We start from the raw sequence: 23512 nt of genomic DNA, 5'->3' as shown, positions 1-23512 counted from the left end.
ACGGGAGAAGGCCTTTGAAGCATTTTTATTAAAGCGGGTATAGCCCGCCTTTTTTCTACATTTACGCCCATGAAAGCGATTACCTTGAAAGCCGGACGCGAGAAGTCCGCATTGCGTTACCACCCGTGGATCTTTAGCGGAGCTGTCGACGAAGTCGTCGGCGACCCGGAACTCGGCGACACAGTCGAAGTGTACAGTTACCGGAGCGATTTTCTGGGTCTTGCGGCGTACTCGCCCAAGTCCCAGATTCGCGGGCGCTTCTGGACGTTCGGCGAGAAGGCGAACATCGACCGTGAATTTTTCAGCGACATTCTGGACCGTGCCATCGCCGCCCGCAAAAGCCGCGGCTTCGACATCGAAGACAAGGAAAGCGCGTTCCGCCTGATCAACGCCGAGAACGACGGCATTCCCGGATGCATCATCGACAAGTACGCCGACATTTACTCCGTCGAGATTCTCGCCGCCGGCGCCGAAGTCCACCGCAAGGACATCTATGAACTCCTCGCCAAGAAGACGCACTGTCGCGGCATCTACGAGCGCTGTGACTCCGAAGTGCGCCGCAAGGAAGGTCTCCCCCTCCGTACGGGCGTCGTCTACGGCGAAGTTCCTGACGAGCCCGTCATCATCAACGAGAACGGCATCCTCTTCCCCATCGACGTGAAGAACGGCCACAAGACCGGCTACTACCTCGACCAGCGCGACGCCCGACGCCGCATCGGCGAACTTTCCAAGGGCAAGAAGGTGCTGAACTGCTTCTGCTATACCGGCGGATTCGGCCTGTACGCCCTCCGTGGCGGTTGCGAGAAGGTTTACCAGGTGGATGTTTCCAAAGATGCGCTCAAGCTCGCAAAAGAAGGCATCATGCGCAACAAGCTCTGCACTGCGCATGCCACGCACGTAGAAGCCGACGTGTTCCAGTACCTGCGCAAGTGCCGCGACAAGGCAGAAACCTTCGACCTCATCGTTTTGGACCCGCCCAAATTCGTCGAAAGCAAGGACAACCTGCAGAAGGGAGCCCGCGGCTACAAGGATATCAACCTGCTCGCGATGAAGCTGCTGGCCGAAGGCGGCATGCTCGCGACCTTCAGCTGCTCCGGGCTCATGGAGATGGACCTGTTCCAAAAGATTATCGCGGATGCCGCCGCCGATGCCCATCGGCGCGTTCAAATCATTGAACGCTTCGGCCAGCCCGCCGACCACCCCGTGAATACAGCCTTCCCCGAAGGGCAGTACCTCAAGGGATTGCTCGTACAGGTTGTGTAGAACTATTCAAAAACGCCACCCTGCTGGGTGGCGCTTTTTTTTTGCAATTCTATTATTTCTTGAACCGCACGGCATCCGTGCGGTTTTTGTCACGCACAATTACATGGTACATTCCCGGAGCCAAGGAGCGCACATCCATTGCCGCGCCGTGCGCAACAAACTGCCGCATCACCTCGCGGCCCTGCAAGTCGAGGATACGGACAGAAGCGCCATTCTTGAAAGCACTTCCTATTTCCACAAACAAATGACCACTGACATAATGGGCCGTAGTCCCGTACACATTCGCTATCGAGTTCAACACAGGAATTGCCGTCTTATTGGTATCGGATGTTGACGTATCTTTTTTTGTTGTATCCTTCGGAGTCGGGACTTTCTCGGTCGTATCCTTTGGCGTCGGGTTCTTCCCAGTCGTGTCCTTTTTCGACGTTGTATCTTTTTTCGTCGTATCCGTCGGCACCATCCCCGTCGTATCCTTTGCAGGGATTTCTTCGTCAGGCTTGAGCAAGCGCCACATCTGGTACCAGCGCCAGTCATCTTCCCAGCTCTGCACCACGCGTTCGGCATCAGTCGTCGCGCGCAGGTACATATCGCTGTGCTGCATTTTCATTCGCACCACGGAGCCCTCGTAGCCGGACTGCTTTTGCATCGAGACTTTCTGATGGGCACCGCCGTTCCACTTGTAAAGGCTCATCGTGTGGCCCGCATCCTTCGATTCATCCGGAGTATCAAGGGAGAGGTCGCCAAAATTGATGCGGTAGGCCGAACCCGAGAGCGGCGTAATCGTCGCAATCGCATTGTCGCCCTTGCAGTCGCCCAGTGCAAGCTTGTCTTCACTGGTCCGGACCATACACGTACCAAAGTTCATCGACATGATGCGCACGGTATCGGGCTTCGCGGGCTTAGCCTGCCATACGCGCACCCAGTCCGCTTCGAAATACGCAGGTTTGTCCGCGGTAATTTCAATGTCATCGCCCGCCCAGCCACCAATGGCGAGGTTCACGATGATATACTGCGCCGAAAGTTGCTTGATTTCGGTCGGGCGGTTGTAACTGGCAAACTTCTTGTCGTCAAAGTAAAAACTAAGCATCGATTCATCCCACTCTACAGCGTAGTTGTGGAAGCCGGCAGAACGGTCCGTATTGTCGTCTTTGTGCCCGCCAAAGGAAGCCTCGTGGTCCCACGCCGAACCATGGCTGCTGTACCAGCTCGGGTCCGTGTAATGCAGGTAGTAATGATGCTGCTTACGCGAAGCCGGAATTTCAAGGATGTCAATTTCCGGGGGCCAGCCGTCTTGCAATGTCCAGAACGCGGGCCACGTCCCCTTTTGCCACGGGGCCTTGAAGCGGCCTTCGATATAGCCGTACTTCACCTCAAAGTGGTTCTTGGTATCGATTGCGCCCGAAGTGTAGTCGACCGGAATTTCCTTGTTGTTGAACTTCGCCTTGGCCCTGTCTCCCGTAGCCTTGGGATGCTTTTTCTTTTCGCCCTTCAGCTTGAGCGTACCGTCGGAAACGATCACGTTCTCCTCGGCGCAGTAGGCGCGGTGGTTATGCGTGGGGCCCCAGTTGTACGTCGGGTTCCACTTTGTCTTGTCGAGACTCGTCCCGTCAAAGTTGTCTTCAAAAACAAGTTCCCAGCCGCTAAAATTCGACGGCGGTTCCGCAAAGGAAACTCCTGCGGCCAAGATTGTCAACAACGTTGCATTTAAAAATTTCATATCAAATATTCCTCATCCAACTCCACAAAGCGGCAGCCCTCATAGCTCAAGGTTCACCGCTCACACCTATTATTCCTTCACGCAGCGAACCGACAATCCATCGATCTTTTTCACCGTGTTAATGACGATGTTGTCGTTGCTGCAATCCAAGCTCATCTGGAAAGCCAATGTATCCGCAGCACCGTCCTCCGCTTGCGTCGAAGACCACATGAGCGCAGAACACCCGTGGAACGAGAACCCGTCCTGGACATTGGTGAAGAATCTCTTGCCGGCAGGCAACGCCGTAAAGCCGAAGTCATCGGTACCGCTACCATCGTTTTCCCAACCGCTTATAGACTTGAGTTTGCTAGAGCCAGTCCAAAGAATCTCGTTCACAGAATCCGCACCGACTGCAGCCAACAGCGCGGCCCAGTCTTCATTCGTGGGCAAACGCCAACCTTCGGGGCAAATTCTCTGCGCCACCTTCCACGTGTAGAGGCGGCCAGCCGATTCGCAGTTCTCGGGTTTATCCCAATAGCACCAGTCATTCTTGACAGAGCTCGCAGCCCCTTCGATGTCGAAGTAGTTCAGGTTTTCGGCCATCCAGGTCTTGCCACCGATGGTCGTGGTCTTATAAACCATCCCGTCACGCGGGTCCGTCATCTCTCCATAGGCGAAGTCGGGATTATCGTGCGTTCCCCTGGGGTCGTAGAAATGCCACACGCCCACGCTATCGGGATCATGGCGGGCCGTATCGATACCGTTAATGCCGTCGGGGAAAAGTATGTTGAAAACGGAATCAAAGACAGCGGAAGAATCGACGCCTGAAGAAGATTCCGCTTCACCGACAGGCGCCGCTTCGCTAGAAAGGGCCTCTGTGCTCGGAGCCTCAGGTTCACTCGAGGAAACTCCTTCACTAAAAATTTCTTCGCTAGAAGAAGACAACACGCCCTGCGATTCAAGAGTTCCATTCAAGTCTGGAGTTTTTTCATCCGGAGCCTGCAAGCGAGAAGGCTGCGAAGCCACGGCATCCGCACCATCCAATGCGCCTAGTTCGTTGCCCGAACCAGCAGGACTACTATCATCACTGCTGCAAGCCGAAAACACGGCAACAAGCAGCGCCGAAACAGCAAGAGAATGTATTTTCTTTAACGTCATAACCGACTCCACATTTCTTTACCAATCTATGTTTTTCCAACGAAAAATGCAATAGACAAGGTAACGGCAAAACCGTCAACATCCCATAATTTAAGGCACATTCACGGGTGTGAAGTGATTACAGCGCAACGAATCAACGGCGAGTGGCGCGAGGGAGTTCAGAAGCGTGCTTTTCTTGCCAAATGGCTTCGAGCTGAGCACGTTCGGCCTCGGTGGCCCAATCAGAATCCGGGAATTCCTGCACGATGATGCGGTAACGGTTCACCGCTGAATGGAAGTCGCGAAGTTCACGGTAGATATTGCCCATCTGCAACATCGCGAAATAGCGTTCCTCGGGTTCGAGTTCCGTATCCAAAAGTTGCTTGTACATTTGCAGAGCAGGTTCCAAGTTGCCTGACTTGAAAAGCATGTTCGCCACTTCGATTGTAGGGCCATCATCCGATACCGGAGCAGCCTTCTTCTTCGGAGCCTTTTCCTTGGGTTCCTTTTCCACCTTGGCTTCCACCTTTTCTTGCACGGGAGCCGCAGGCTTTTCGGCCTCGGGCTTGGCTTCGACAGCATCGCCTCGCAATTCGGCAAGGCGGCTTTCGGCAGTAGCGCGGAACACCGCACTCGGCGCAGCTTTTTTCAGATAAGCGTCCAAGTATTTCTTTTCCAGTTCCTTGCGTTTCCCTTTTTCGTAAACAAGGGCAAGGAAATAGTTGGCGTCGTTCCCGCGTTCCTTAAAGGTAAGTCCCTTTTTCAGGTTGTACTCGGCCTTGTCGTATTCGCCCAGTTCAAAGCGAGTCAGACCGGCATAGAAATACGCACCCGGGTCACCAGGACGCTTGGCCAAAATTTCTCTCCAGACCGGGACGACTTCCTTGTACTTGCCCTCATCGAACAAAGCCTTTCCTTTTTCAAACAGTTCCTCAACTTCGGACTTGGCGTCTTTCACAGGTTCCTTTTCCAGTTCGGCCTTGACTTCCTTTACTGGTTCCTGCTTAACCTTTGCTGGCTGCGGAGCAGGTTCCTCGACAGGAGCCTCCACCTTTTTCTCGGCCACCTTCGGCTGTTCAACCACAGGTTCTTCCGGAGCCGCAGCGGGAGCTTCCGTCACAGGATTATTTTTCGGATCCTTCGCGCGTTCGGCTTCGGCCTTGGGCTTCTGGCCCAGCGCTTCGTAAACCCTAGCAGCACCTTCGTAAGCCTCGCTCATCGAGGGATTGTAGCGGTAAGCCAAACGGAAATTGGCAAGAGCGCCACTGTAGTCCTTCATCTTCATGCGGACTTGCGCAGCCAAGTAATACGCTTCGGAATTTCTAGGATCGTCGGCCAGGATGGAGCGGTATTCCCCGAGGGCCTTTTCATATTCGCCCTTCGCCTCGAAGCGGGCACCCTGTTCTACACGCGGATCGGCAGCAAAAGACGAAGAAAAACCAATCAGTACAGCAAAAGTAAGTATGGAAGCTGATGCGAAAAAACTCTTAACCATGCTCATCAATTTAGAAAAATAGGCCAGATGCAGGGGAAAAGCCCCGACAAGGAACCGCAAAATGGCCAAAAGATGCTTCGATTACGGCAAATGGACCCGGAACAGCAGAAAAACTACCGTTTCATTATGAAATACACCCAAAACGATAGTTTCATTTTGAAACAATTCATTATCCTTTCAAACCCAAAATTTCCGAAAAAAGTGCAATTTGCCATGACAATTAAAGCAAAAACCCTGCCAAACCCCGAAAACAGGGAAAAAACCAAACAAAAAGCCAACTTGGCACGGAATTTGCTTCAAGGGGGTCGAAACATAAAGAGCCCTAAATGGGCGATATTTTTTAAACAATGGGCGAAACAAAGAACGCCCGCAAAAATGAGGTAAAATAAAATGATCAAGCCTTTAGCAGATCGAATCGTTGTCAAGCCGGCCGAAGCCGAACAGAAGACCTCCTCGGGTCTCTTCATTCCGGATAACGCCAAGGAAAAGCCCATGCAGGGCAAAGTCGTGGCCGTGGGCCCGGGCCGCAAGAACGACAAGGGCGAACTCGTCGCTATGGAAGTCAAGGTCGGGGACGAAGTGTTGTACGGCAAGTACAGCGGTACTGAAGTCACCGTCGACGGCGAAACCTACCTCATCGTGAAGGAATCGGACGTTATCGCAACGCTGTAATATAGGGACTAGAGATTAGAGGCTAGGGGCTAGAGTAAATAATCACGCACTTCGTGCGTGTATAATAGATGGCGAAGCCATGATACTTTTCCCTAACCCCTAGATCCTAGATCCTAACCCCTAAAAAAGTTTTAAATAAAAAAAGGAAAAACAAAAATGGCTAAACAACTCAAGTTTGATGTGGCGGCTCGCGAATCCCTCATGAAGGGCGTGGACAAGCTCGCCAACGCTGTCAAGGTAACTCTCGGCCCCAAGGGCCGTAACGTGATGATCGCCCGCTCCTTCGGTGCCCCGAACGTGACGAAGGACGGCGTGACTGTCGCCAAGGAAGTGGAACTCGAAGACGCCTACGAAAATCTCGGCGCCCAGATGGCCAAGGAAGTCGCGAACAAGACTTCTGACGCTGCCGGTGACGGCACCACGACTGCAACCGTTCTCGCCCAGGCCATCACCCGCGAAGGCCTCAAGAACGTCGCTGCCGGTGCAAACCCGATGGACATCAAGCGCGGCATGGACGCTGCGGTTGACGCCGTCATCAAGGAAATCGGCAAGATGGCCGTGAAGATCAACGGTAAGGAACACATTGCCCAGGTCGCCACCATCTCCGCGAACAACGACCCCGAAATCGGTGATCTCCTGGCCAACGCCATGGAAAAGGTCGGCAACGACGGTGTCATCACCATCGAAGAATCCAAGACCGCCGACACAGTGCTCGACGTCGTGGAAGGTATGCAGTTCGACCGCGGTTACCTGTCTCCTTACTTTGTCACCAACACTGACAGCATGGAAGTCAGCCTCGAGAATCCGTACATCCTGTTGTACGACAAGAAGATTTCTACCATGAAGGATTTGCTCCCGATGCTCGAACACGTGGCAAAGCAGGGCAAGTCTCTCCTCATCATCGCCGAAGACGTCGATGGCGAAGCTCTCGCAACGCTTGTTGTGAACAAGATGCGTGGCACCCTGAAGGTCGCCGCCGTCAAGGCCCCGGGCTTCGGTGACCGTCGCAAGGCCATGCTCGAAGACATCGCTATCCTCACTGGCGGTATGCTGGTTTCCGAAGACACGGGCGCTAAGCTCGAAGATGCTCCGGTCACCGTCCTTGGCCAGGCCAAGTCCATCACCATCACGAAGGACAACACCACGATTGTCGAAGGTGCCGGTGATGCAGCCTCCATCAAGGGCCGTATCGGCCAGATCAAGAAGCAGATCGAAGCCACCACGAGCGACTACGACCGCGAAAAGCTCCAGGAACGCCTGGCCAAGCTTGCCGGCGGCGTTGCCGTGATCAAGGTCGGTGCTGCTACCGAAGTCGAAATGAAGGAAAAGAAGGACCGCGTCGATGACGCCATGCACGCAACCCGCGCTGCCGTCGAAGAAGGTATCGTTCCGGGTGGTGGCGTTGCCCTCATCCGTGCCGAGAAGGCCATTGACGCGCTCAACTTCGACAACGCCGACCAGAAGACCGGCGCTGCCATCATCCGCCGCGCCATCGAAGAACCGCTCCGCCAGATCGTGCAGAACGCGGGCCTCGAAGGCTCCGTCGTGGTGAACAAGGTCAAGGAAGGAAAGGACGCCTTCGGTTACAACGCCAAGACCGACACCTACGAAGACCTCATCAAGGCTGGCGTCATCGACCCGGCCAAGGTGACCCGCACGGCCCTCAAGAATGCCTCCTCCATCGCCTCGATGATCCTCACGACTGACTGCGTGATCACCGAGAAGAAGGAACCCAAGCCGGCTACTCCGGCCATGGACCCGGGCATGGGTGGCATGGGCGGCATGATGTAATCTAGCGCCCCGCTAAAAAACTCTGTCTCCTTATGAAAACACCCGATGCAGTTTTTGCATCGGGCGTTTTCAATTGACTTTGAAATGGGCTTTAGCCATATTTAGGATACGGCATTAAAAATTTTCATTGTCATTCTCTAGAATGTTGGAATAAACTACTTTTTCCTTTTTTTACTGATCATCGCACTGATGACCAATATTACTTATGTGTTTATTCAAAAAATCAACTTGCTCTCGATAATTTTTTACACCAAAATTTTTTAAAAACTTAAATTCATTCCATGTGCCTACAGAAAAATAAAAGCCTTGCATGTTCTTAACGTTTTTGTCATATATATTTGGCACAACGTAATTCTTTTTATACTCTTGTTCTACAGAGCTGTCTTTAAAAGGTCGCAAGCAATCTATAGAGAACGGTCTTCCTTCCATATGCTCGATATATTTGGAGTATTCTGGGACAAAATAAACATGTTTATTTTTGTAATAAGAATGAACATTTTCAGGGGCATGGAAACAGATTGTTTCGCTACTATAATTAGAAACCGTTACTTTAATCGAATCTTTTGTACTACAATCAATAGTCCATTTGATTAAATGCCCGTTATCGGCAAATACGAATTGAATCCCAATAGCGATATATATCAAGAAACAATTCCTCATGGTAACCTCTGTTGTTTTCTCACCTTAAAGATAGACAAATCTCTTTTCTAATAAGATTGCATCGTCTATTGTATGTGTTGAATGTGGCATTATATCTAGTAATTCAATACGTAACCATCGTTTCACCAAAAGGACCAAAATAGATGTTGCCGACATTAAGATAATATGATGTAGAGTTGAAACCCTCCAAAAAATCTACATATCGTCCTCCTTCATACTTGACGACTCCAAGTACACCGTCAATGCCATAATAATTTATATCTAATTGAACAGTGTCTTTATATGTTTTTTTTGATTGATTTTCAAGAAAAAGAGAATCTTCAGATGAAATACAAGAATAACAGTTCGCTGTAGTGGAAATATAGAAATAACCTGACCTCCATTCACTTTTTATTGGAGATCTATCGAACTTTATATAAGCAAATAAAAAAAGAAAAACTAAAAATATTGCTATAAAAATTTTCTTATTTACACATTTCAGCATCTTTAACCTTATTTAAAGACATTCCTCTCCAATCATACAAAATTTTTTGGCACTTGGACTTTAGAACGGATTAAACGATATCGAATAATCGTTCAGAATCAGGTAATAAGATGTATTGCGTTTTATCTCTTTCAATGAAAAATACGATGTGGGTGTGCTACTTGAGAATTGGAAAGATTTATCACGCGTTTGAAGCTGGATGAATTTTTCATCCTCTTTTTTTACCATAAATTTACCGACAACTGGACTCACATCATATCTTGCAAACAAAGTCTTTATATGAAGGTCGCTGTCCGATGGAGTATAATTCAATATATTTTCTTTTGAATGTATTTGAGACAATTGACCAGGTTCTTTACGAGAGCGAAGTTCCTTCTTTTCAACCTTGTAGCCTTCATTGCCATTAAAAGACAGAACCCCCTTGGTATATGACTGAGGGGTATCAAAATAAACCTCGTATGAGCAATTATTTTTTTTCACCCACATACCACATATTAAAATACCGTCTAAAACAGACAATTCATCTTTCTTGATGTCAATGAAAAGATCACTTCCACGAACACTAATTTTTTCCAATTTCCCGGGAGAAATAAATTTAAGGTTAATGTGTAATGAACCAGATTCCAGTTTTTCCTCATACACAACATCAACGGAATCTAACGAAACTCCAGCTATTCTATGAGCCCAAAGGGTTGACATACATAGAAAAATCAGAAATAAAATTTTCATTGTCATTCCAGGAATATGGTCATGTAGTAAGGTAACGTCACGATTTTCCCGACAACGCCTACATTGTTTTCGGAAAGCTTGTAGCAGATTTCTACTTCGTAATTCTCGTTTTGGAGAACAGTTTTTGCTGACTTGGTTTGCCCCGAAGTTGCCTTGACTTCAATTAAAGCAGTTTCACCTGCAATGGTTTCCACAAAGTCAATTTCAAGACCGGAATCTTTGCGGAAGTAGTATAGGTTTCGCCCCTGTTTCGAGAAACAGTCAGCAACAATGTTCTCGTAAATAGCACCCTTGTAAAACCCTAAGTCTCCGCTAAGGATTTTGGCAGCACATCCTTTTTCGAGCATCGCGACGAACAGCCCGGAATCCTGAACATAGATCTTGAACGCGTTTTCAATCTTGTAACCGTCCAGAGGAGTGGATATGTTTGTGAGATTGTGACATAGGTTGATGATGCCGCAGTCATAAAGCCACTGGATTGCGTTCTGGTATGCTTCGGAACGACCTTTCTTTTCTAATGAGGAATATGTGAATTTTTTATTCTCTTTGGCGAGTTGAGCCGGAATGGAATCGAATACGCGGTTGATTCTGCCTAGAAGCGTTCTGTCAACTTCCTCGTTTTCATCTTCGTCGAGGTGCTTGCCAAAATCGTCCTTGTATTCTTCGAGAATATCCTGCTGTTCTTGCCAAACAACGTTCATGTCGTTTGTTTCGACGAAACGGGAAACGATGTACGGGAGACCACCCACGCAGAGATATTCCCTAAAATAGCGCAACATGGCGTTGTGAGTGGTTCCGCTAACAGGGATCTTGTTTCTGAAGCATTCCTTCAGATAATCGATGACTTTTTCGTCAATGCCCTTTGCCCACAGAAATTCCTCGAAATCCATAGGCTTCATGTAAACAATTCTCTCGAAACCTGTCGGGACGCCCTTACCCTTTTTTCTGTTATACCCCTTTATTCCCAGGAGCGAACCCGTGCAAATGACGTCATATCGACCATCTTCCATGAACGGTTTGATGCTTGCGCGTGCATTTGCGCATTCCTGAATCTCGTCAAATATAATGACGGTTTTTTTCGGTTCGAAGCGAGCATCGGGAAGTAGGGCCGACAGGTCGATCGTCATGCGGTTGACATTGAAATCGCCGTCGAAAATTCTACGGGCGCTGTCGTTCTCCTTGAAGTTCACATAGACCACATGCTTATAGTGACTCCTAGCGAATTCAAGAACACTGAATGTCTTGCCGATTTGGCGCATTCCCTTGACGACAAGAGCCTTTTTCTTGCCCCCGCCATTCATCCATTTTTCGAATTCTTTAAGGATTTTCCGCTTGAACATACCCTAAATATACACTTTTCCAATGGATAAATCAACACAAAAATACACTTTTTCAACCCACTTTTTTGCATTTAAATGCACTTTTTCAAGGGAGATTTAAAAAAAAATGCTTTTTTTACAGAATTTTCAAGCGTTTAAACTTGTCCTCAATGAAATTTTGATTGAAATCGTAATCATAATGGGTCGCATTGCTCATAGAATTTGGATTCTGAATTGACTTTGAAATGGGCTTTACCTCTGCCGAATTGCACAATACAATATGGAAGATCATGCAATTCTCTTGCTAAACTCTTGCGCAATTCACACATCACTTGTTTTTCATTTTATATCTAAAGGCTTGACATAGCACTTATTTTCTATTTTCCTTGACCACATTTGAAAATGTGTATTTTCGGTGGGCATCTTAGAAATTCTTTTTGACACATAGTCCAATCGAATATCACCATTCTTGCTCTTATATCCTGAAAAAATATAGTCGCCACCTCTTAGAGAATCAATAGTATTGCGGACCATCAATACGGAATTCTCATCAATTGTCCAACCACTGTATTGAATAGATGACATCCTCATTTTTCCTGTATCAGGGAGCCATTTTTTTGAAAGCAAGTCAAATCTTCCCTTCTTAGAGATTACATAGGTCACCTTATATTTCATCAATTTACTTAGGTAATCTAAATACTTTTTTTTTAATTTTGGATTTATGGATTCTATAGTCTTTGGATTTCTCAATTTATCATCATCTTCTTCCGTTATCTCAAGCGAAGAAAAAAGAACAGAGTCTACACTCCCATAAACAATCACATTTGGAGGCCCCTCCTTTTTTGCTTTTTTCACATCAACACTTGGATTTCCCTCATACAGGACACTTTCCGAATAACGATACGGATTGTAGGAAATACAGTAATTTGTCCTTTCTCGTAAAGCGACGCCTACACCACACAAACTCATGTCTTTCAAGTCAGTAAAAAGAATTGGTTTTGAGAATCCAACAACAATCAAACTTGATTTGTCTTCTTTCAAAAAAAACATTCTCAAGGAGTCATCCCAGGTAACGGGACGATAATAGGGCAATATCATGGGATTCCCCTCCCAAACACGGCCTTCCATAATATCTGCAGAAACCTTTACAACATCATTATAGATTTTCCACATCTGTTTTTTCTCATCATACAAACCATTTACCTGTAATTCAATATCAAAGTGGTATTTTTTTGCATCAGACATCTCCTCCCATTTTAATTTTTCGTCATAAGAAGCATCACCCTCTAAAGGAGCAAACGCAATCAAGCCATTATTTGGATTAACATTTTTTTCTGCTTTGTGAATTTTTATGATTTTTCCAAGAAATATCTTTTCTGATTCATTACGTAAACGGCATATGGATGTATTACAGTCATTTAGCTCAATCTCTGGGAAATAAGGGTCGGACAGATTGCCGACCCGTAGGCACTTTAACGCACAATCAGAGTAATCATCTACTGCAAAAGAACTCGTAACACAAACAAGCCATATCAGTAAAATCGATTGGAAACATTTTCTATTCTGCATAATCATCCGTATACGATGGATAGGCATATGTACCTTGAGTTTTTTTTCGTCATCTCTTCCCCGTGAAATTCTCCGTCACCTTGTCGGCGGGTTCCACGAGGCTGACCTGCTCGCCGAAGGCGCGGTAGTCGTAGGCGAAATACACTTCGTCCGCAGTCCCCGTCCTTGTAGAAAGATTGCCCATCATGCCATTAATATATACAAAATCGCCTGAAAGCGAACATTTATATGTATTAGAGGCTATAGCCTGGCGATTTCTTCTATGGAGAGACCGGATATCGCGGCAATTTTTTCAACAGGATCACCGTAATCACGCATAGCCTTCGCCATTTCGCGAGTTTTTTCAGAAACGCTCTCGGCAACCTTCGCGTTGAACAAGTCCGCGTGGTCTTCGATAAAGGCTTCCACCATGGCGGTATCGTCCCATTCTTTGTGATACATATTCCGGTATGCCTCAAATTCTTCTTTGCTGAATTTAGACACTTTCGAGCTCTCTGTCAAGTGCTCGAACTTGCGTTCGGGAAATTCGGCGGGGAGCTCCCGCAAGCGGTTCAAATAGCGGAAGAAGAACAGCCACTTGCTCACGCTGGAAGAGCCTTCCTCGATAAACAAGGGGACCTTCGAGAGTTCTATGACGGTGTAATTGAACGAATCCACGAACTGTTTCCCGGATTCGATGTCGACAGTCGTCGCACGATGAATGGCATGGTCATCATTGAAAACCCCATACTGTGTAAACGCGATTACATAGGAAGGTTTTAAGTCAAAATTCCACGATTTCCCGGTTTCTGCCTGGTTCGCGACCATTTCGCTGGCATAAAAGGCGAGGCGTTTCAAAAAGTTGGTCATCCGGCGGATTTGCACCTCTATTTCGATGAGGTTGCCCATATCGTCTTCGCAGTGCAGGTCAAAAATCGCCGTGCGGGATTCCCTGCTCCCGCTCAGGTTTTTCGCCACGTTGCGAGTCCACACGTTCTTGATGGGCCGCTTGAGCTGCGGTTCCAACAGATCGTTCAGCAGGTTCACAAGGTTTTCACGGCTTGAAGGTTTATCCGGGTCGAAGGCCTTCTTGAAGGCCAAATCCACCAGCAAATTCGCAAACGGGCTCTTTTCACCCGGCTTCACAATACAGTCCTTGAGCGGCTTGCGCTTGGCCATTGTACATTCCCCTGTCGATATTGTCGATGAATATTTCAAACACCGACAATATAAACCGGCGAGAAGCACAAGTCAAGCAAACTTAATTTTCCAAAAATAGGTGGACAAAAATTCCGTTTGAAACGTCATTTAAAAATCAAAATCTGATGTTGGTACAAACTATTTTTGCAAAAGACTCTTGGCACTACCTTTTTCCTCGTTAGGTGAAATGCGATTTCGGAGTAGGAATCATATAAAAAAACAAGCCGCCAAAGCGGTCTGTTTGGAAAAATGCGCAATGAATTTAGCAGCTTATACGACTCGCTTATTAAACTCATGTGTAGACCAATGAAAATTACTTCAAAATAATAGCCGATCTTGTCAAATTTGCAAGTTCACTTTTTTTCATAAAATCTGTATATATAAACTGAACGAACTCGGCCTTGTTATTTTTGTTGCGTTTTCCATATATTTCAGAATATTTCATTTCTGTGGAAGAAGTTTGCGTCTTCGCTGGGATTCTATAATAGTCAATTAACTCAAATGCAGAAGAAAGCAATGAATCCGGCATTTTCTTGAATTTTGGAGGATATACAAAATTTGATTCTAAAACCCAAGCTACTTCCTCAGTTCGGCTATTTCTTATTCGACATACAAAATTTGAATCATCAAGGATTACTGAATAATCGAAAGGAAGAACTTTTTCGATACGACTGCAAATTGGCAAAGAAACATCAAGTTTTTCCATTTCTCTTTTTTGCGGATTCTTTATAGACTGAATTATTTTTTTTACAAGCGCCTTTTGAGGACTATTTGCCAAATACAAGAAATGAACAAATGAAGACACCCCTGTTTCAGTATATCGACCATACAAAACAGAATACACTACAGAACCCTTCTCGTCAAACAAGCCGTCAACATCAACATGGGCATCTATCAATTGAAAACTAGAATTGAAGTTCCCATAAACGTCGCCATTTCTTGACCCATTGGGAAAAGAAGATTCAAACACATCAAGAATAGAACTACCTCGTTCATCTTTGATAAGAAAATGCGTCCAATCAGCCATTTCATTTGGGATTTCCTCAAAAGAATATCCAAAAGGAATATCCAGTGAAAAGAAACGGCATGAAACTTCTTTCCAATTAGAGTTGCTCTCTCTTTCCGAGCACGCAGCAAACAGCAAGGAAACAACTATGTACCAAATAATTTTATTCATATTCAGAATATACATTATTAGGACTTGTAAAAATTTCTTGTATTTGGTTACTCGTTAAATTCAAAGGCTCATTTTTACGCTTAGGATTCGGAAGAGACATCAAATTATGATTGTATCCTGGCATCAGCGCTCCTGTTCCCTTATATCGATTTCTCATACCAACAGCATGTCCAGTCTCATGCGGTGTTGAAAATTCAGGCGTCAAAGGAGAATTGCCTTGCGGGGTCAACGGAAGTCCACAATCCGAGCATGGGATCGAGGTAACGGGCTCCGAAATAGTTCAACTCGATTTCGTCATCCTTTTCCTTCCCGGTGAAATTCTCCGTCACCTTGTCGGCGGGTTCCACGAGGCTTACCTGCTCGCCGAAGGCGCGGTAGTCGTAGGCAAAATACACTTCGTCCGCAGTCCCCGTCCTTGTAGAAAGATTGCCCATCATGCCATTAATATATACAAAATCGCCTGAAAGCGAACATTTATATAAATTAGAGGCTTGCGCAGGGCCGTTCCGGCTCACGAAGGTTCCGGCTCGGTTCCTGGAGTTTCTGTTATCTTTCTTGGTTGCGAATGAATTTCGATATCTCAACAAAAAATAATCCCTCTCTTGACGAGAGGGATTATTTTGTTTCTGCGGGTGCCAGGACTCGAACCTGGAACTGTTTTAAGACCGGACGGGCTTACGCCCGTCCTCTCGCCTTCTCGGCCCGCTTGCGCCGGGCCGCTCCGGCTCACGAAGGTTCCGGCTCGGTTCCTGGGACTTCTGTTATCTTTCTTGATTGCGAATGAATTTCGATATCTCAACAAAAAATAATCCCTCTCTTGACGAGAGGGATTATTTTATTTCTGCGGGTGCCAGGACTCGAACCTGGAACCTTTTGGTTCGTAGCCAAACGCTCTATCCAGTTGGGCTACATCCGCTAGATGTGCCCCAAATATAGCTAAAAACATGCTGTTGTCAAGGGGTTTTTGACAAAAACAAAAAAATAATTTTAAAAAGATTTCTAGATTTAGCCAAAAAATTTCAAAGAAGCATCGATGAACAAGCTCCTTCCTTACCTCGAAAAAATCAAGCCCGTCCTGGACGTGGTTCTCCAGTTCCTGAAAAAGCTCTTTTCCGACAGGAAAGTCGTCAAGTGGCTGCTCATCCTGTTTATCCCTGTCTTGCTGGGCTTCATCGCCGTCATCGTGACCTACGTGCACTTCTCGCCCGAACTGCCCTCGCTTTCCCAGCTAGAGCAGATCAACCCGCGCCTCGTCACGAACATCTACGACATGAACGGGAAAATCGCCCATGAATATTATGTGGAACGCCGCGAGTGGGTCAGTTTCGACTCCATCCCCGCCGACGTCTACCACGCCGTGATGGCCATCGAAGACCGCGAATTCTTCAACCACTGGGGCATGAACGTCTGGGCCATCCCGAGCGCCATCCTCGAGAGCGTGACCTCCGGCAAGAAGATGCGCGGTGCGTCCACCCTTACCCAGCAGTTGACAAAGCTCTTGTTCCTCACGCCGGAACGTTCCATTTCGCGTAAGATCAAGGAAGCGATGACGGCCATCCGCATCGAGCAGACCTACACCAAGGAAGAAATCCTCGAATTCTACATGAACGAGGTCTACCTGTCTGGCGGTAACTACGGTTTCCAGGCGGCAGGAAGGTTCTACTTCGGCCGCCCGTTGGACAGCCTCACCATCCCCGAAATTGCCGTGCTCGCCGGTATGCTCCAGCGCCCGGAGGCCTACCGCCCCGACCGCAAGCCCGAGGCCTCCCTCGAACGCCGCAACACGGTCCTCTACGCCATGTACGACGCCGGTTTCATCACCAAGGACCAGTACCGCGAATTCATCAAGACCCCCATCACCCTCGCCGAAAAGGAAGAAGACCAGGGTGCGGGGCTGTACTTCTACGAAGAAATCCGCAAGTACATGGAAAAGAAGTACGGCGAAAACTCGCTGTACGCAGACGGCGTTTCCATCAACTCGACCATCGACCCCGACATCCAGGCCTTCGCGGACAGCGTTTCCCAGGTACAGGTGGAAAGGGTGCGCAAGCGCATCAAGCGCAGGGCCTGCAAGAGGCTGTTCCTGCCCAAGAAATACGGCATGCCCGAAGATAGCGTTATCGCCCACTTCGACAGCATCTACGCATTGTTCAAGAAGGACTACCTGCAAGAAGACCTCAAGCGTCCGGCCCTCAAGCGCCGGTTCCCCGACAGTATCCTTTACCACCACGCCGAAGTCGCGGCAATTCTTATCGAAAACGAGACCGGCGCCATCCGCGCCATGGTCGGCGGCAGCGACTACAACCAGTCCCGCTGGAACCGCGCTGTCCAGTCCCTCCGCCAGCCGGGTTCCTCGTTCAAGCCTTTCGTCTACGCGACAGCCATGGACAACGGAGCAAGCCCGTGCGACTCCGTCAACGACTCCCCCGTCACCATTCCCGACCCGGACGACAAGAACCCGAACAAGGTCTGGCGCCCGGCCAACTTCGACCACGATTTCCAGGGCATGATGACGCTCCGCGCCGCCCTCTACAAGTCCAAAAACCTGCCCGCCATCCTCACCGGCATGAAGTACGGCCTCAGCAACGTGGTGAACTACGCCCGTAAATTCGGCATCAAGCGCGCACCGCTCATGGCGGTCCCGAGCCTTGCCCTGGGTTCCGTCGGTGCGACCCTCATGGAAATGACGTCCGCCTACACGGTGTTCCCCAACGGCGGTAACCGCATCGAGCCCTACATGATCGAATCCATCGTGGACCGCAACGGCGAAGTCATCGAGAAGAATTCCAAGGTCGAACACGAAGTGCTCCGCCCGGCATCGGCATACCTGATGGTCGACATGCTCAAGGACGTGAACGTCCGCGGTACGGCCGCACGTGTATGGGCCAGCGGATTCACGCACCCGAGCGGCGGCAAGACCGGTACGACGAACGACTACACCGACGCCTGGTACATCGGCTTTACCAAGCAGTACACCATGGGCGTTTGGATTGGTTCCGACAGTCCGGGCACCATGGGCGCAGGCCACACCGGTACCGAAGACGCGCTCCCCATCTGGATTGCCACGATGAAGCAGTTGCACAAGGACCTCCCGCGCAAGCCGTTCCCCGTGCCTAAGGGAGTCGTGAGCCGCGGCATCTGCAACCACACAGGAAAGATCGCCGGCGAGTTCTGCAATTCCAAGACGTACTGCCTCTACACTGCAGGCTATGCGCCCGAAGAAATGTGCGACGGCAACCACTTCGAAGTCAAGACGAAGTCCGCCGACGACGCCACTCTCTTCAGCAACAAGAACGCCGCCAAGGGTGTCGTCAGCGATCCCAAGGACAAGAAGAGCGGGCCTGTGAAGAAGAGCGCAAGAAAGATGTTCTAGGGAGCGCTTTTCCCTTGATTTTAAAGGGATTGCGTCATTTCGGCCCTTAACAAAAATCTTAAATTTTTCTATCTTTTAGGCCCATGGAATGGCCGCGCAACATAAAGACTTTGACGACTGACGAGCTCAAGGCTTGGCTCAGGGACGTCAACGAGAAACAGTACCGCGCCGACCAAATCCAGAAATGGCTTTTCTGCCAGCAGGTTCGCAGTTTTGACGAGATGGTGAACGTCCCGCCGGCACTGCGCGAAAAGCTAGCCGAGCAGTTCAGCATGCTCGCCCTCAAAGAAAACCAGCACCTGGTCTCTACCGACGGCACCGTGAAATGGCTCCTGGAAACCTGGGACGGCCACCACATCGAAACCGTGATGATTCCCGCGAACGGTCGCTTTTCCGTTTGCGTGTCCACGCAGATTGGCTGCGCACAGAACTGCGCCTTCTGCCGTACCGCCAAGATGGGATTCACCCGCAACCTCGAAGCAGGCGAAATCCTCGAAGAAATCCTCACCGTCAACTGGTACCTTAAGGACAACGGCATCCTCGACGAAGACGGCAAAATCGCCCAGGTCACGAACATCATCTTCATGGGCATGGGCGAACCGCTCAACAACCTGGAGCAGGTCCACCGCGTCTGCTGCACGCTACACAACCAGAGCCTTTTCAACATGGGCGCGAAGCGCATGACCGTGAGCACCTCCGGCGTTGTCCCCAAGATGAAGGAACTCGTAGACAGGAACACGCCTTGCTGCCTCGCCGTGAGCCTCAACAGCACAAACAACGAATACCGTTCGTCCGTGATGCCCGTAAACAAGGTGTGGCCCATCGAAAAACTTTTGGAAGCCGTCGACGAATACATCCGCCGCACCGACAACTATGTGACCTTCGAGTTCGTGCTCATCCAGGACATCACCTGCACCCCGAAGGCAGCCAAAGAACTTATCCGCATTTGCGCACCGCGCCGCGTCAAAGTGAACGCCATCGTCTTGAACGACGGCGACGACCCGACGCTGCACGCCCCGACCCCCGAAGAAGTCGAAGATTTTCTCGCCACCGTGCGAGCTGCAGAAGTACAAATAACGATCCGCAACCCCCGCGGCAGGGACATCCTCGCCGCCTGTGGGCAGCTTGCGTACAAAAAGGAAGGTAAAGAATGTTAACGCAAAACCTCCCGGAATTTTGGGACAACCTCTATGTTGAAGGCAAGGATTATTGGAATTTCAAGAAGGCGACACCTGCCCTGCTTGAATTCTTCAAGCACCCCTCCTGCCCCGCAACGGGTTCCGTATTGATTCCCGGTGCAGGGTTCGGCTACGATGCCGAAGCCTGGGCGGAACGTGGTCACGAAGTTCTCGCCGTAGACTTTGCCCCGACAGCCGTGGACGAACTTGACCACCTGAGCCGCAAGCACAAGAACCTGCACTCGCTGGACCTCGACCTGTTCTCGCTTTCTCCCAAGGACGCAAAGCGCGGCGGACAACTTTTCGACATCGTTTACGATTACGGTGCATTCTCTGCCATCCACCCGGGACGTCGCGACGAATTTTTCGAAGTCTGCTACAAGATGCTCAAGGACGACGGGCTTTTCATTTGCCTCATGTACCCGCTCATGAACGGCAAGACCTTGCAGGGTCCGCCGCACTGCACGAGCGAAGGCGAACTCATGGCCCGTCTGGGCGGCGTGTTCGATGTGGTGGAGCGCATCCCCGCGGTGAACAGCATCCCCGGCCGCGAAGGCAAGGAAGAATTCTGGCTCATGAAGAAAGTTATTTAGCGGTGAGCGATGAGCAGTGAGCTATGAGCTATGAGCCATGAGCTGCGAGCTGTTCAGTATGGTATTAACTAATTTTTAAAATTAAAAAGAGCATTGAGCAAAAGTCCTCATCACTCAAAACTCACTGCTCATAACTGATAAGGATGGAATATGTCTAAAGATTTATGCCCCTGCGGAAGCGGAAAAGAATACGGCGAATGCTGCGAACCGATTATCAAGGGAACTGCCCTGGCCGCCTCCCCCGAAGCCCTGATGCGCTCCCGCTACACGGCTTATGCCAAGCACGAAATCAAGTGGCTCAAGGATTCTCTCGAAGCGACCCAGCGTAGCGACTTCGACGAACCGAGCGTGACCGCCTGGAGCAACGACTCCGAATGGCTCGGCATCGAAATCAAGCAGACCAAGACCGAAGAAGAAAAGAACATCGGCTGGGTTGAATTCATCGCACGCTTCAAGCAGGGCAACATCACCCGCAACCACCACGAACTCGGCGAGTTCCACAAGGTGGGCGGCGCATGGTTCTTCTACGACGGCCGTGCCGTGAAGCAGGAAACCATCAAGAAGGAAGGCCCGGATGTCGGCCGCAACGACCCGTGCCCGTGTGGTTCCGGCAAGAAGTACAAGAAGTGCTGCGGAGCAGGAAAATAGAGACTAGAGATTAGAGGCTAGAGACTAGAGTAAATAATCGAGGCTCCGCCTCTAAATCCTCATCCCTAGATCCTAGCCCCTAGATCCTAACCCCTAAAATCCAACCTCTAACCCCTAAGCATATGTTCAAGATATTCGTAGACGGTGAAGCAGGTACGACTGGCCTGCAGATTTATGAGAGACTCGCGAAGCGCACCGATGTCGAAGTGTTGCGCATCGCTCCCGAATTGCGCAAGGATACTGCCGAACGCAAGAGGCTCATCAACGAGTCCGATGTCACCTTCCTCTGCCTGCCCGACGCAGCCGCTATCGAAAGTGCCGCCCTCTGCGACAACCCGAACACGTGCGTGATCGATGCATCGACGGCACACCGCGTGAACCCGGCCTGGACCTACGGCATGCCCGAACTCTCGGCCGCCCAGCGCGAAGCCATCTCGAAGAGCAAACGCATCGCGAACCCCGGCTGCCACGCCTCGGGATTCATCCTCGGCGTGTACCCGCTGGTTGCCGCAGGCATCCTGCCGAAGAACACGAACGTTTCTGCCTACAGCATCACCGGTTATTCTGGCGGTGGCAAGAAACTCATTGCCGAATACGAAGAAGCCGCCGCAATGGAACACAAGGCCGGCGAATCGAAGGCCATCATGGCCCCCGCCCCGTATGCTCTCGCACTGGCCCACAAGCATCTCCCCGAGATGAAGAAGTACTGCGAACTCGAGAACACGCCGTTCTTCAATCCGGTGCTCGGCCCCTACTACAAGGGCATGGCCGTGACGGTTTCCATCTTCGCGAACACGCTCACCAAAAAGCTTAACCCCGAAGGCCTCACCGAAGTCCTCGCCAAGCACTACGAAGGTAGCCGCTTCGTGAAGGTGATGCCCTACGAGGCTGCCCCCGTGCTGTTCAACGGAAGGCTCGACCCGACGGTCTGCAACGACACGAACAACGCCCGCATCCAGGTTTTCGGCAACGAAAACATCATGCAGGTCACGACGATTATCGACAACCTCGGCAAGGGTGCTAGCGGCGCCGCTATTCAGAACATGAATATCGCGCTCGGCCTCGACGAAAGCATCAGCCTGGTTTAGAAAACAAACTATCCGGATTCATTAAGAAATCAAAGACGTTCATGGTCATAATTCCATTTTCGTCATAAAAAGCCGGCACAAAATCCTTTGTAACGACTATTTTCTTGAAAGAATCCCTAACCGTCTTGAAGGGCCTAATTTCTTGGGCCCTTTTTTCATTGTCTGGCAATGAAAAAGCCGACTGTATATAATAACGTTCCGACCCAAGATTACAGACAAAATCAATTTCAAGGCTCTTTCGGGAAACAGAGCCGCTATCGTTCTTTTGTGCCAGTTCCACCACGCCGACATCCACATTAAAACCGCGATAAAGCAACTCATTGTATATGGCATTTTCCATCAAGTGAGTTTCTTCAAACTGTCTAAAATTGAGTCTCGCATTTCGCAGTCCCAAGTCCGTAAAATAGAACTTCTTCGGAGCACCGATATATCGTTTTCCCTTGATGTCATAACGTGAAGCAGAACTTATCAAGAACGAGTCTTCCAAGTAATCCATAAATTTTGCAACGGTATTACGGGTTATCTTGGATTTCTTTTCACTATGGAAAGTATTCGTTATCTTTTCTGCACTCGACAACGAACCCACCGACGATGAGAGGACATCAATCAAGTCCCTTAAATCGTTTTCGTTCCTGATTTTATTCCGTTCGACGACATCGCGGATATAGACTTCGTCAAAAAGATTCAACAAGATGCTACGTTTCTTTTCGGCATCGCGCTCCTGCGCCACAAGCGGCAGGCCACCATAAAGCAAATACTCCGCAAAGCCCTGATACTTGTCCCCAGAAAAATTTTCCATGAACTCGCTGAAAGAGAGCGGCAGCAAATGAATCTGGTCACTCCTACCTGCAAACTCCGTAATCAAATCCTTTGACAAGAACTTCGCATTACTTCCCGTCACATAAATTTCAAATTCCGGTTTCCGAAGATACGAATTCAAGACAGACTCAAAAGCACCCAGTTCCTGAATTTCGTCAAACAACAAAAAATATCGTTCACCCGCCTTAACTTTAGTTTTTAGGTAATCCATAAACTTTGCAGGATCCACCTTTCTTTTCTTCAACTGCAATTCAATCGGATTCTCCCCGATTCGTTCGAGGTCCTCGGCAGAATCGAATGCGAACCGGATTATATGTTCTGCATCCGTCACATTGTATTTCAGGTAATCGTAAAAAAGGGTGTTCAACAGAAAGGACTTGCCGGAACGACGAATTCCGGTAATCACCTTGATAAACCCATTCCCGATAGAATGGACCAATTTGTCTAGATAGGCCTGCCTTTTATACATTTCGCCCTCCATCTAGGAATTATTTTTGCATATTTTAACAGATTCCATTCCTAATATATAATAAAAACGAGTAAAATGGCAAAATATTAGGAATTATTTTTGCATATTTTGCAGTTTTTCTGCAATTTCAAGTCGTTTTACAGATATAAGAACAACTTAAATTCATCATAAAA

At 49.0% G+C, this 23512-nt stretch carries 22 protein-coding genes and 1 tRNA gene; 10 read left to right on the top strand and 13 right to left on the bottom strand.

Features of this window, described 5'->3' with window-relative positions; all coding sequences use genetic code 11:
• Nucleotides 1-69 precede the first annotated feature (69 nt).
• Nucleotides 70-1263, top strand: a complete 1194-nt coding sequence (locus Q0Y46_RS01380) for a class I SAM-dependent rRNA methyltransferase (protein ID WP_297943989.1) — start codon at nt 70-72, stop codon at nt 1261-1263.
• A 52-nt stretch (nt 1264-1315) separates the two neighbouring features.
• On the opposite strand, the gene Q0Y46_RS01375 is transcribed toward Q0Y46_RS01380, so the two are convergent.
• The 3 genes from Q0Y46_RS01375 to Q0Y46_RS01365 form a co-directional block, all read right to left on the bottom strand.
• Complete coding sequence (locus tag Q0Y46_RS01375; protein ID WP_297943986.1) at nt 1316-2980, bottom strand: family 16 glycosylhydrolase; 1665 nt, start codon at nt 2978-2980, stop codon at nt 1316-1318.
• Between the two features lie 69 nt (nt 2981-3049).
• On the bottom strand, nt 3050-4117 hold the full coding sequence (locus tag Q0Y46_RS01370) for a fibrobacter succinogenes major paralogous domain-containing protein (protein ID WP_297943983.1): 1068 nt from the start codon (nt 4115-4117) through the stop codon (nt 3050-3052).
• Nucleotides 4118-4250: 133 nt separating this feature from the next.
• Nucleotides 4251-5591 carry a tetratricopeptide repeat protein gene (locus Q0Y46_RS01365; protein WP_297943980.1) on the bottom strand — a complete coding sequence of 447 codons (1341 nt, stop codon included), beginning with the start codon at nt 5589-5591 and terminating at the stop codon, nt 4251-4253.
• A 27-nt stretch (nt 5592-5618) separates the two neighbouring features.
• Between Q0Y46_RS01365 and Q0Y46_RS01360 the strand changes: the two genes are divergently transcribed.
• The 3 genes from Q0Y46_RS01360 (at nt 5619) to groL (ending at nt 8054) form a co-directional block, all read left to right on the top strand.
• Complete coding sequence (locus tag Q0Y46_RS01360) at nt 5619-5975, top strand: hypothetical protein (protein ID WP_297943977.1); 357 nt, start codon at nt 5619-5621, stop codon at nt 5973-5975.
• Between the two features lie 6 nt (nt 5976-5981).
• The gene (groES, locus tag Q0Y46_RS01355) at nt 5982-6263 is read left to right on the top strand and encodes a co-chaperone GroES (protein ID WP_290959775.1); all 282 of its coding nucleotides are present in this window, start codon (nt 5982-5984) and stop codon (nt 6261-6263) included.
• Nucleotides 6264-6419: 156 nt separating this feature from the next.
• Nucleotides 6420-8054 (top strand): chaperonin GroEL, encoded by a 1635-nt coding sequence (gene groL, locus Q0Y46_RS01350; protein ID WP_297943974.1) that lies wholly within the window; start codon nt 6420-6422, stop codon nt 8052-8054.
• A gap of 171 nt (nt 8055-8225) precedes the next feature.
• Here groL and Q0Y46_RS01345 read toward each other — a convergent pair whose 3' ends face one another.
• From Q0Y46_RS01345 to Q0Y46_RS01310, 8 genes are all read right to left on the bottom strand, one after another.
• Nucleotides 8226-8699: a hypothetical protein gene (locus Q0Y46_RS01345; RefSeq protein WP_297943971.1), complete on the bottom strand. Its 474-nt coding sequence runs from the start codon at nt 8697-8699 to the stop codon at nt 8226-8228.
• Nucleotides 8700-9258: 559 nt separating this feature from the next.
• Complete coding sequence (locus Q0Y46_RS01340) at nt 9259-9897, bottom strand: hypothetical protein (RefSeq protein ID WP_297943968.1); 639 nt, start codon at nt 9895-9897, stop codon at nt 9259-9261.
• A gap of 32 nt (nt 9898-9929) precedes the next feature.
• Nucleotides 9930-11267 (bottom strand): ATP-binding protein, encoded by a 1338-nt coding sequence (locus Q0Y46_RS01335; RefSeq protein ID WP_295685607.1) that lies wholly within the window; start codon nt 11265-11267, stop codon nt 9930-9932.
• A 318-nt stretch (nt 11268-11585) separates the two neighbouring features.
• The gene (locus Q0Y46_RS01330; protein WP_297943965.1) at nt 11586-12821 is read right to left on the bottom strand and encodes a hypothetical protein; all 1236 of its coding nucleotides are present in this window, start codon (nt 12819-12821) and stop codon (nt 11586-11588) included.
• A gap of 43 nt (nt 12822-12864) precedes the next feature.
• A complete protein-coding gene (locus tag Q0Y46_RS01325; protein WP_295685602.1) occupies nt 12865-13002 on the bottom strand; it encodes a hypothetical protein in 138 nt (45 codons plus the stop codon).
• Between the two features lie 53 nt (nt 13003-13055).
• Entirely contained in the window at nt 13056-13973 is a 918-nt protein-coding gene (locus Q0Y46_RS01320) for an Rpn family recombination-promoting nuclease/putative transposase (RefSeq protein ID WP_297943961.1), read from the bottom strand.
• Nucleotides 13974-14307: 334 nt separating this feature from the next.
• Nucleotides 14308-15171 carry a hypothetical protein gene (locus Q0Y46_RS01315; protein ID WP_297943957.1) on the bottom strand — a complete coding sequence of 288 codons (864 nt, stop codon included), beginning with the start codon at nt 15169-15171 and terminating at the stop codon, nt 14308-14310.
• 194 nt (nt 15172-15365) lie between these two features.
• Nucleotides 15366-15608: an RHS repeat-associated core domain-containing protein gene (locus Q0Y46_RS01310; protein WP_297943954.1), complete on the bottom strand. Its 243-nt coding sequence runs from the start codon at nt 15606-15608 to the stop codon at nt 15366-15368.
• A 128-nt stretch (nt 15609-15736) separates the two neighbouring features.
• On the opposite strand from Q0Y46_RS01310, the gene Q0Y46_RS01305 reads away from it, so the two are divergent.
• Entirely contained in the window at nt 15737-15955 is a 219-nt protein-coding gene (locus Q0Y46_RS01305; protein ID WP_297943951.1) for a hypothetical protein, read from the top strand.
• A 58-nt stretch (nt 15956-16013) separates the two neighbouring features.
• Here Q0Y46_RS01305 and Q0Y46_RS01300 read toward each other — a convergent pair.
• Nucleotides 16014-16087: transfer RNA gene (locus Q0Y46_RS01300), tRNA-Arg, on the bottom strand.
• A gap of 117 nt (nt 16088-16204) precedes the next feature.
• On the opposite strand from Q0Y46_RS01300, the gene Q0Y46_RS01295 reads away from it, so the two are divergent.
• The 5 genes from Q0Y46_RS01295 to argC all read left to right on the top strand — a co-directional run bounded on the left by Q0Y46_RS01295 (nt 16205) and on the right by argC (nt 22051).
• A complete protein-coding gene (locus Q0Y46_RS01295) occupies nt 16205-18544 on the top strand; it encodes a PBP1A family penicillin-binding protein (protein ID WP_173843575.1) in 2340 nt (779 codons plus the stop codon).
• Nucleotides 18545-18627: 83 nt separating this feature from the next.
• Nucleotides 18628-19701: a 23S rRNA (adenine(2503)-C(2))-methyltransferase RlmN gene (gene rlmN, locus Q0Y46_RS01290; RefSeq protein WP_297943948.1), complete on the top strand. Its 1074-nt coding sequence runs from the start codon at nt 18628-18630 to the stop codon at nt 19699-19701.
• Nucleotides 19695-20315, top strand: a complete 621-nt coding sequence (locus Q0Y46_RS01285) for a methyltransferase (RefSeq protein ID WP_295858010.1) — start codon at nt 19695-19697, stop codon at nt 20313-20315. The genes rlmN and Q0Y46_RS01285 overlap by 7 nt, the downstream gene beginning before the upstream one ends.
• A 150-nt stretch (nt 20316-20465) precedes the next feature.
• Nucleotides 20466-20963: a YchJ family protein gene (locus Q0Y46_RS01280; protein ID WP_295682071.1), complete on the top strand. Its 498-nt coding sequence runs from the start codon at nt 20466-20468 to the stop codon at nt 20961-20963.
• Between the two features lie 122 nt (nt 20964-21085).
• Nucleotides 21086-22051, top strand: coding sequence for an N-acetyl-gamma-glutamyl-phosphate reductase (gene argC / locus Q0Y46_RS01275; protein ID WP_297943944.1), 966 nt, complete (start codon nt 21086-21088; stop codon nt 22049-22051).
• Here the strand turns inward: argC and Q0Y46_RS01270 are convergent.
• The gene (locus Q0Y46_RS01270; RefSeq protein ID WP_366522464.1) at nt 22038-23351 is read right to left on the bottom strand and encodes an ATP-binding protein; all 1314 of its coding nucleotides are present in this window, start codon (nt 23349-23351) and stop codon (nt 22038-22040) included. The two genes, argC and Q0Y46_RS01270, sit on opposite strands and share 14 nt — an antisense overlap.
• Between the last annotated feature and the right edge of the window lie 161 nt (nt 23352-23512).

Origin of the sequence: uncultured Fibrobacter sp. (assembly GCF_947305105.1) — a bacterium.
Lineage (GTDB): Bacteria > Fibrobacterota > Fibrobacteria > Fibrobacterales > Fibrobacteraceae > Fibrobacter.
Note: the sequence above shows the minus strand (reverse complement) of the source record. Positions and strands in the feature narration are given on the sequence as shown.

What these genes read in the sequence shown, in the direction of transcription:
- groL (WP_297943974.1), top strand. Translation starts at nt 6,420, where the DNA reads ATGGCTAAACAACTCAAGTTTGATGTGGCGGCTCGCGAATCCCTCATG.
- Q0Y46_RS01315 (WP_297943957.1), bottom strand. Translation starts at nt 15,171, where the DNA reads ATGAATAAAATTATTTGGTACATAGTTGTTTCCTTGCTGTTTGCTGCG.
- Q0Y46_RS01335 (WP_295685607.1), bottom strand. Translation starts at nt 11,267, where the DNA reads ATGTTCAAGCGGAAAATCCTTAAAGAATTCGAAAAATGGATGAATGGC.
- Q0Y46_RS01340 (WP_297943968.1), bottom strand. Translation starts at nt 9,897, where the DNA reads ATGTCAACCCTTTGGGCTCATAGAATAGCTGGAGTTTCGTTAGATTCC.
- Q0Y46_RS01320 (WP_297943961.1), bottom strand. Translation starts at nt 13,973, where the DNA reads ATGGCCAAGCGCAAGCCGCTCAAGGACTGTATTGTGAAGCCGGGTGAA.
- groES (WP_290959775.1), top strand. Translation starts at nt 5,982, where the DNA reads ATGATCAAGCCTTTAGCAGATCGAATCGTTGTCAAGCCGGCCGAAGCC.
- Q0Y46_RS01370 (WP_297943983.1), bottom strand. Translation starts at nt 4,117, where the DNA reads ATGACGTTAAAGAAAATACATTCTCTTGCTGTTTCGGCGCTGCTTGTT.
- Q0Y46_RS01330 (WP_297943965.1), bottom strand. Translation starts at nt 12,821, where the DNA reads ATGATTATGCAGAATAGAAAATGTTTCCAATCGATTTTACTGATATGG.
- Q0Y46_RS01365 (WP_297943980.1), bottom strand. Translation starts at nt 5,591, where the DNA reads ATGGTTAAGAGTTTTTTCGCATCAGCTTCCATACTTACTTTTGCTGTA.
- Q0Y46_RS01310 (WP_297943954.1), bottom strand. Translation starts at nt 15,608, where the DNA reads ATGATGGGCAATCTTTCTACAAGGACGGGGACTGCGGACGAAGTGTAT.
- rlmN (WP_297943948.1), top strand. Translation starts at nt 18,628, where the DNA reads ATGGAATGGCCGCGCAACATAAAGACTTTGACGACTGACGAGCTCAAG.
- Q0Y46_RS01280 (WP_295682071.1), top strand. Translation starts at nt 20,466, where the DNA reads ATGTCTAAAGATTTATGCCCCTGCGGAAGCGGAAAAGAATACGGCGAA.
- Q0Y46_RS01305 (WP_297943951.1), top strand. Translation starts at nt 15,737, where the DNA reads ATGAATTTCGATATCTCAACAAAAAATAATCCCTCTCTTGACGAGAGG.
- argC (WP_297943944.1), top strand. Translation starts at nt 21,086, where the DNA reads ATGTTCAAGATATTCGTAGACGGTGAAGCAGGTACGACTGGCCTGCAG.
- Q0Y46_RS01270 (WP_366522464.1), bottom strand. Translation starts at nt 23,351, where the DNA reads ATGGAGGGCGAAATGTATAAAAGGCAGGCCTATCTAGACAAATTGGTC.
- Q0Y46_RS01295 (WP_173843575.1), top strand. Translation starts at nt 16,205, where the DNA reads ATGAACAAGCTCCTTCCTTACCTCGAAAAAATCAAGCCCGTCCTGGAC.
- Q0Y46_RS01325 (WP_295685602.1), bottom strand. Translation starts at nt 13,002, where the DNA reads ATGATGGGCAATCTTTCTACAAGGACGGGGACTGCGGACGAAGTGTAT.
- Q0Y46_RS01380 (WP_297943989.1), top strand. Translation starts at nt 70, where the DNA reads ATGAAAGCGATTACCTTGAAAGCCGGACGCGAGAAGTCCGCATTGCGT.
- Q0Y46_RS01375 (WP_297943986.1), bottom strand. Translation starts at nt 2,980, where the DNA reads ATGAAATTTTTAAATGCAACGTTGTTGACAATCTTGGCCGCAGGAGTT.
- Q0Y46_RS01285 (WP_295858010.1), top strand. Translation starts at nt 19,695, where the DNA reads ATGTTAACGCAAAACCTCCCGGAATTTTGGGACAACCTCTATGTTGAA.
- Q0Y46_RS01360 (WP_297943977.1), top strand. Translation starts at nt 5,619, where the DNA reads ATGCAGGGGAAAAGCCCCGACAAGGAACCGCAAAATGGCCAAAAGATG.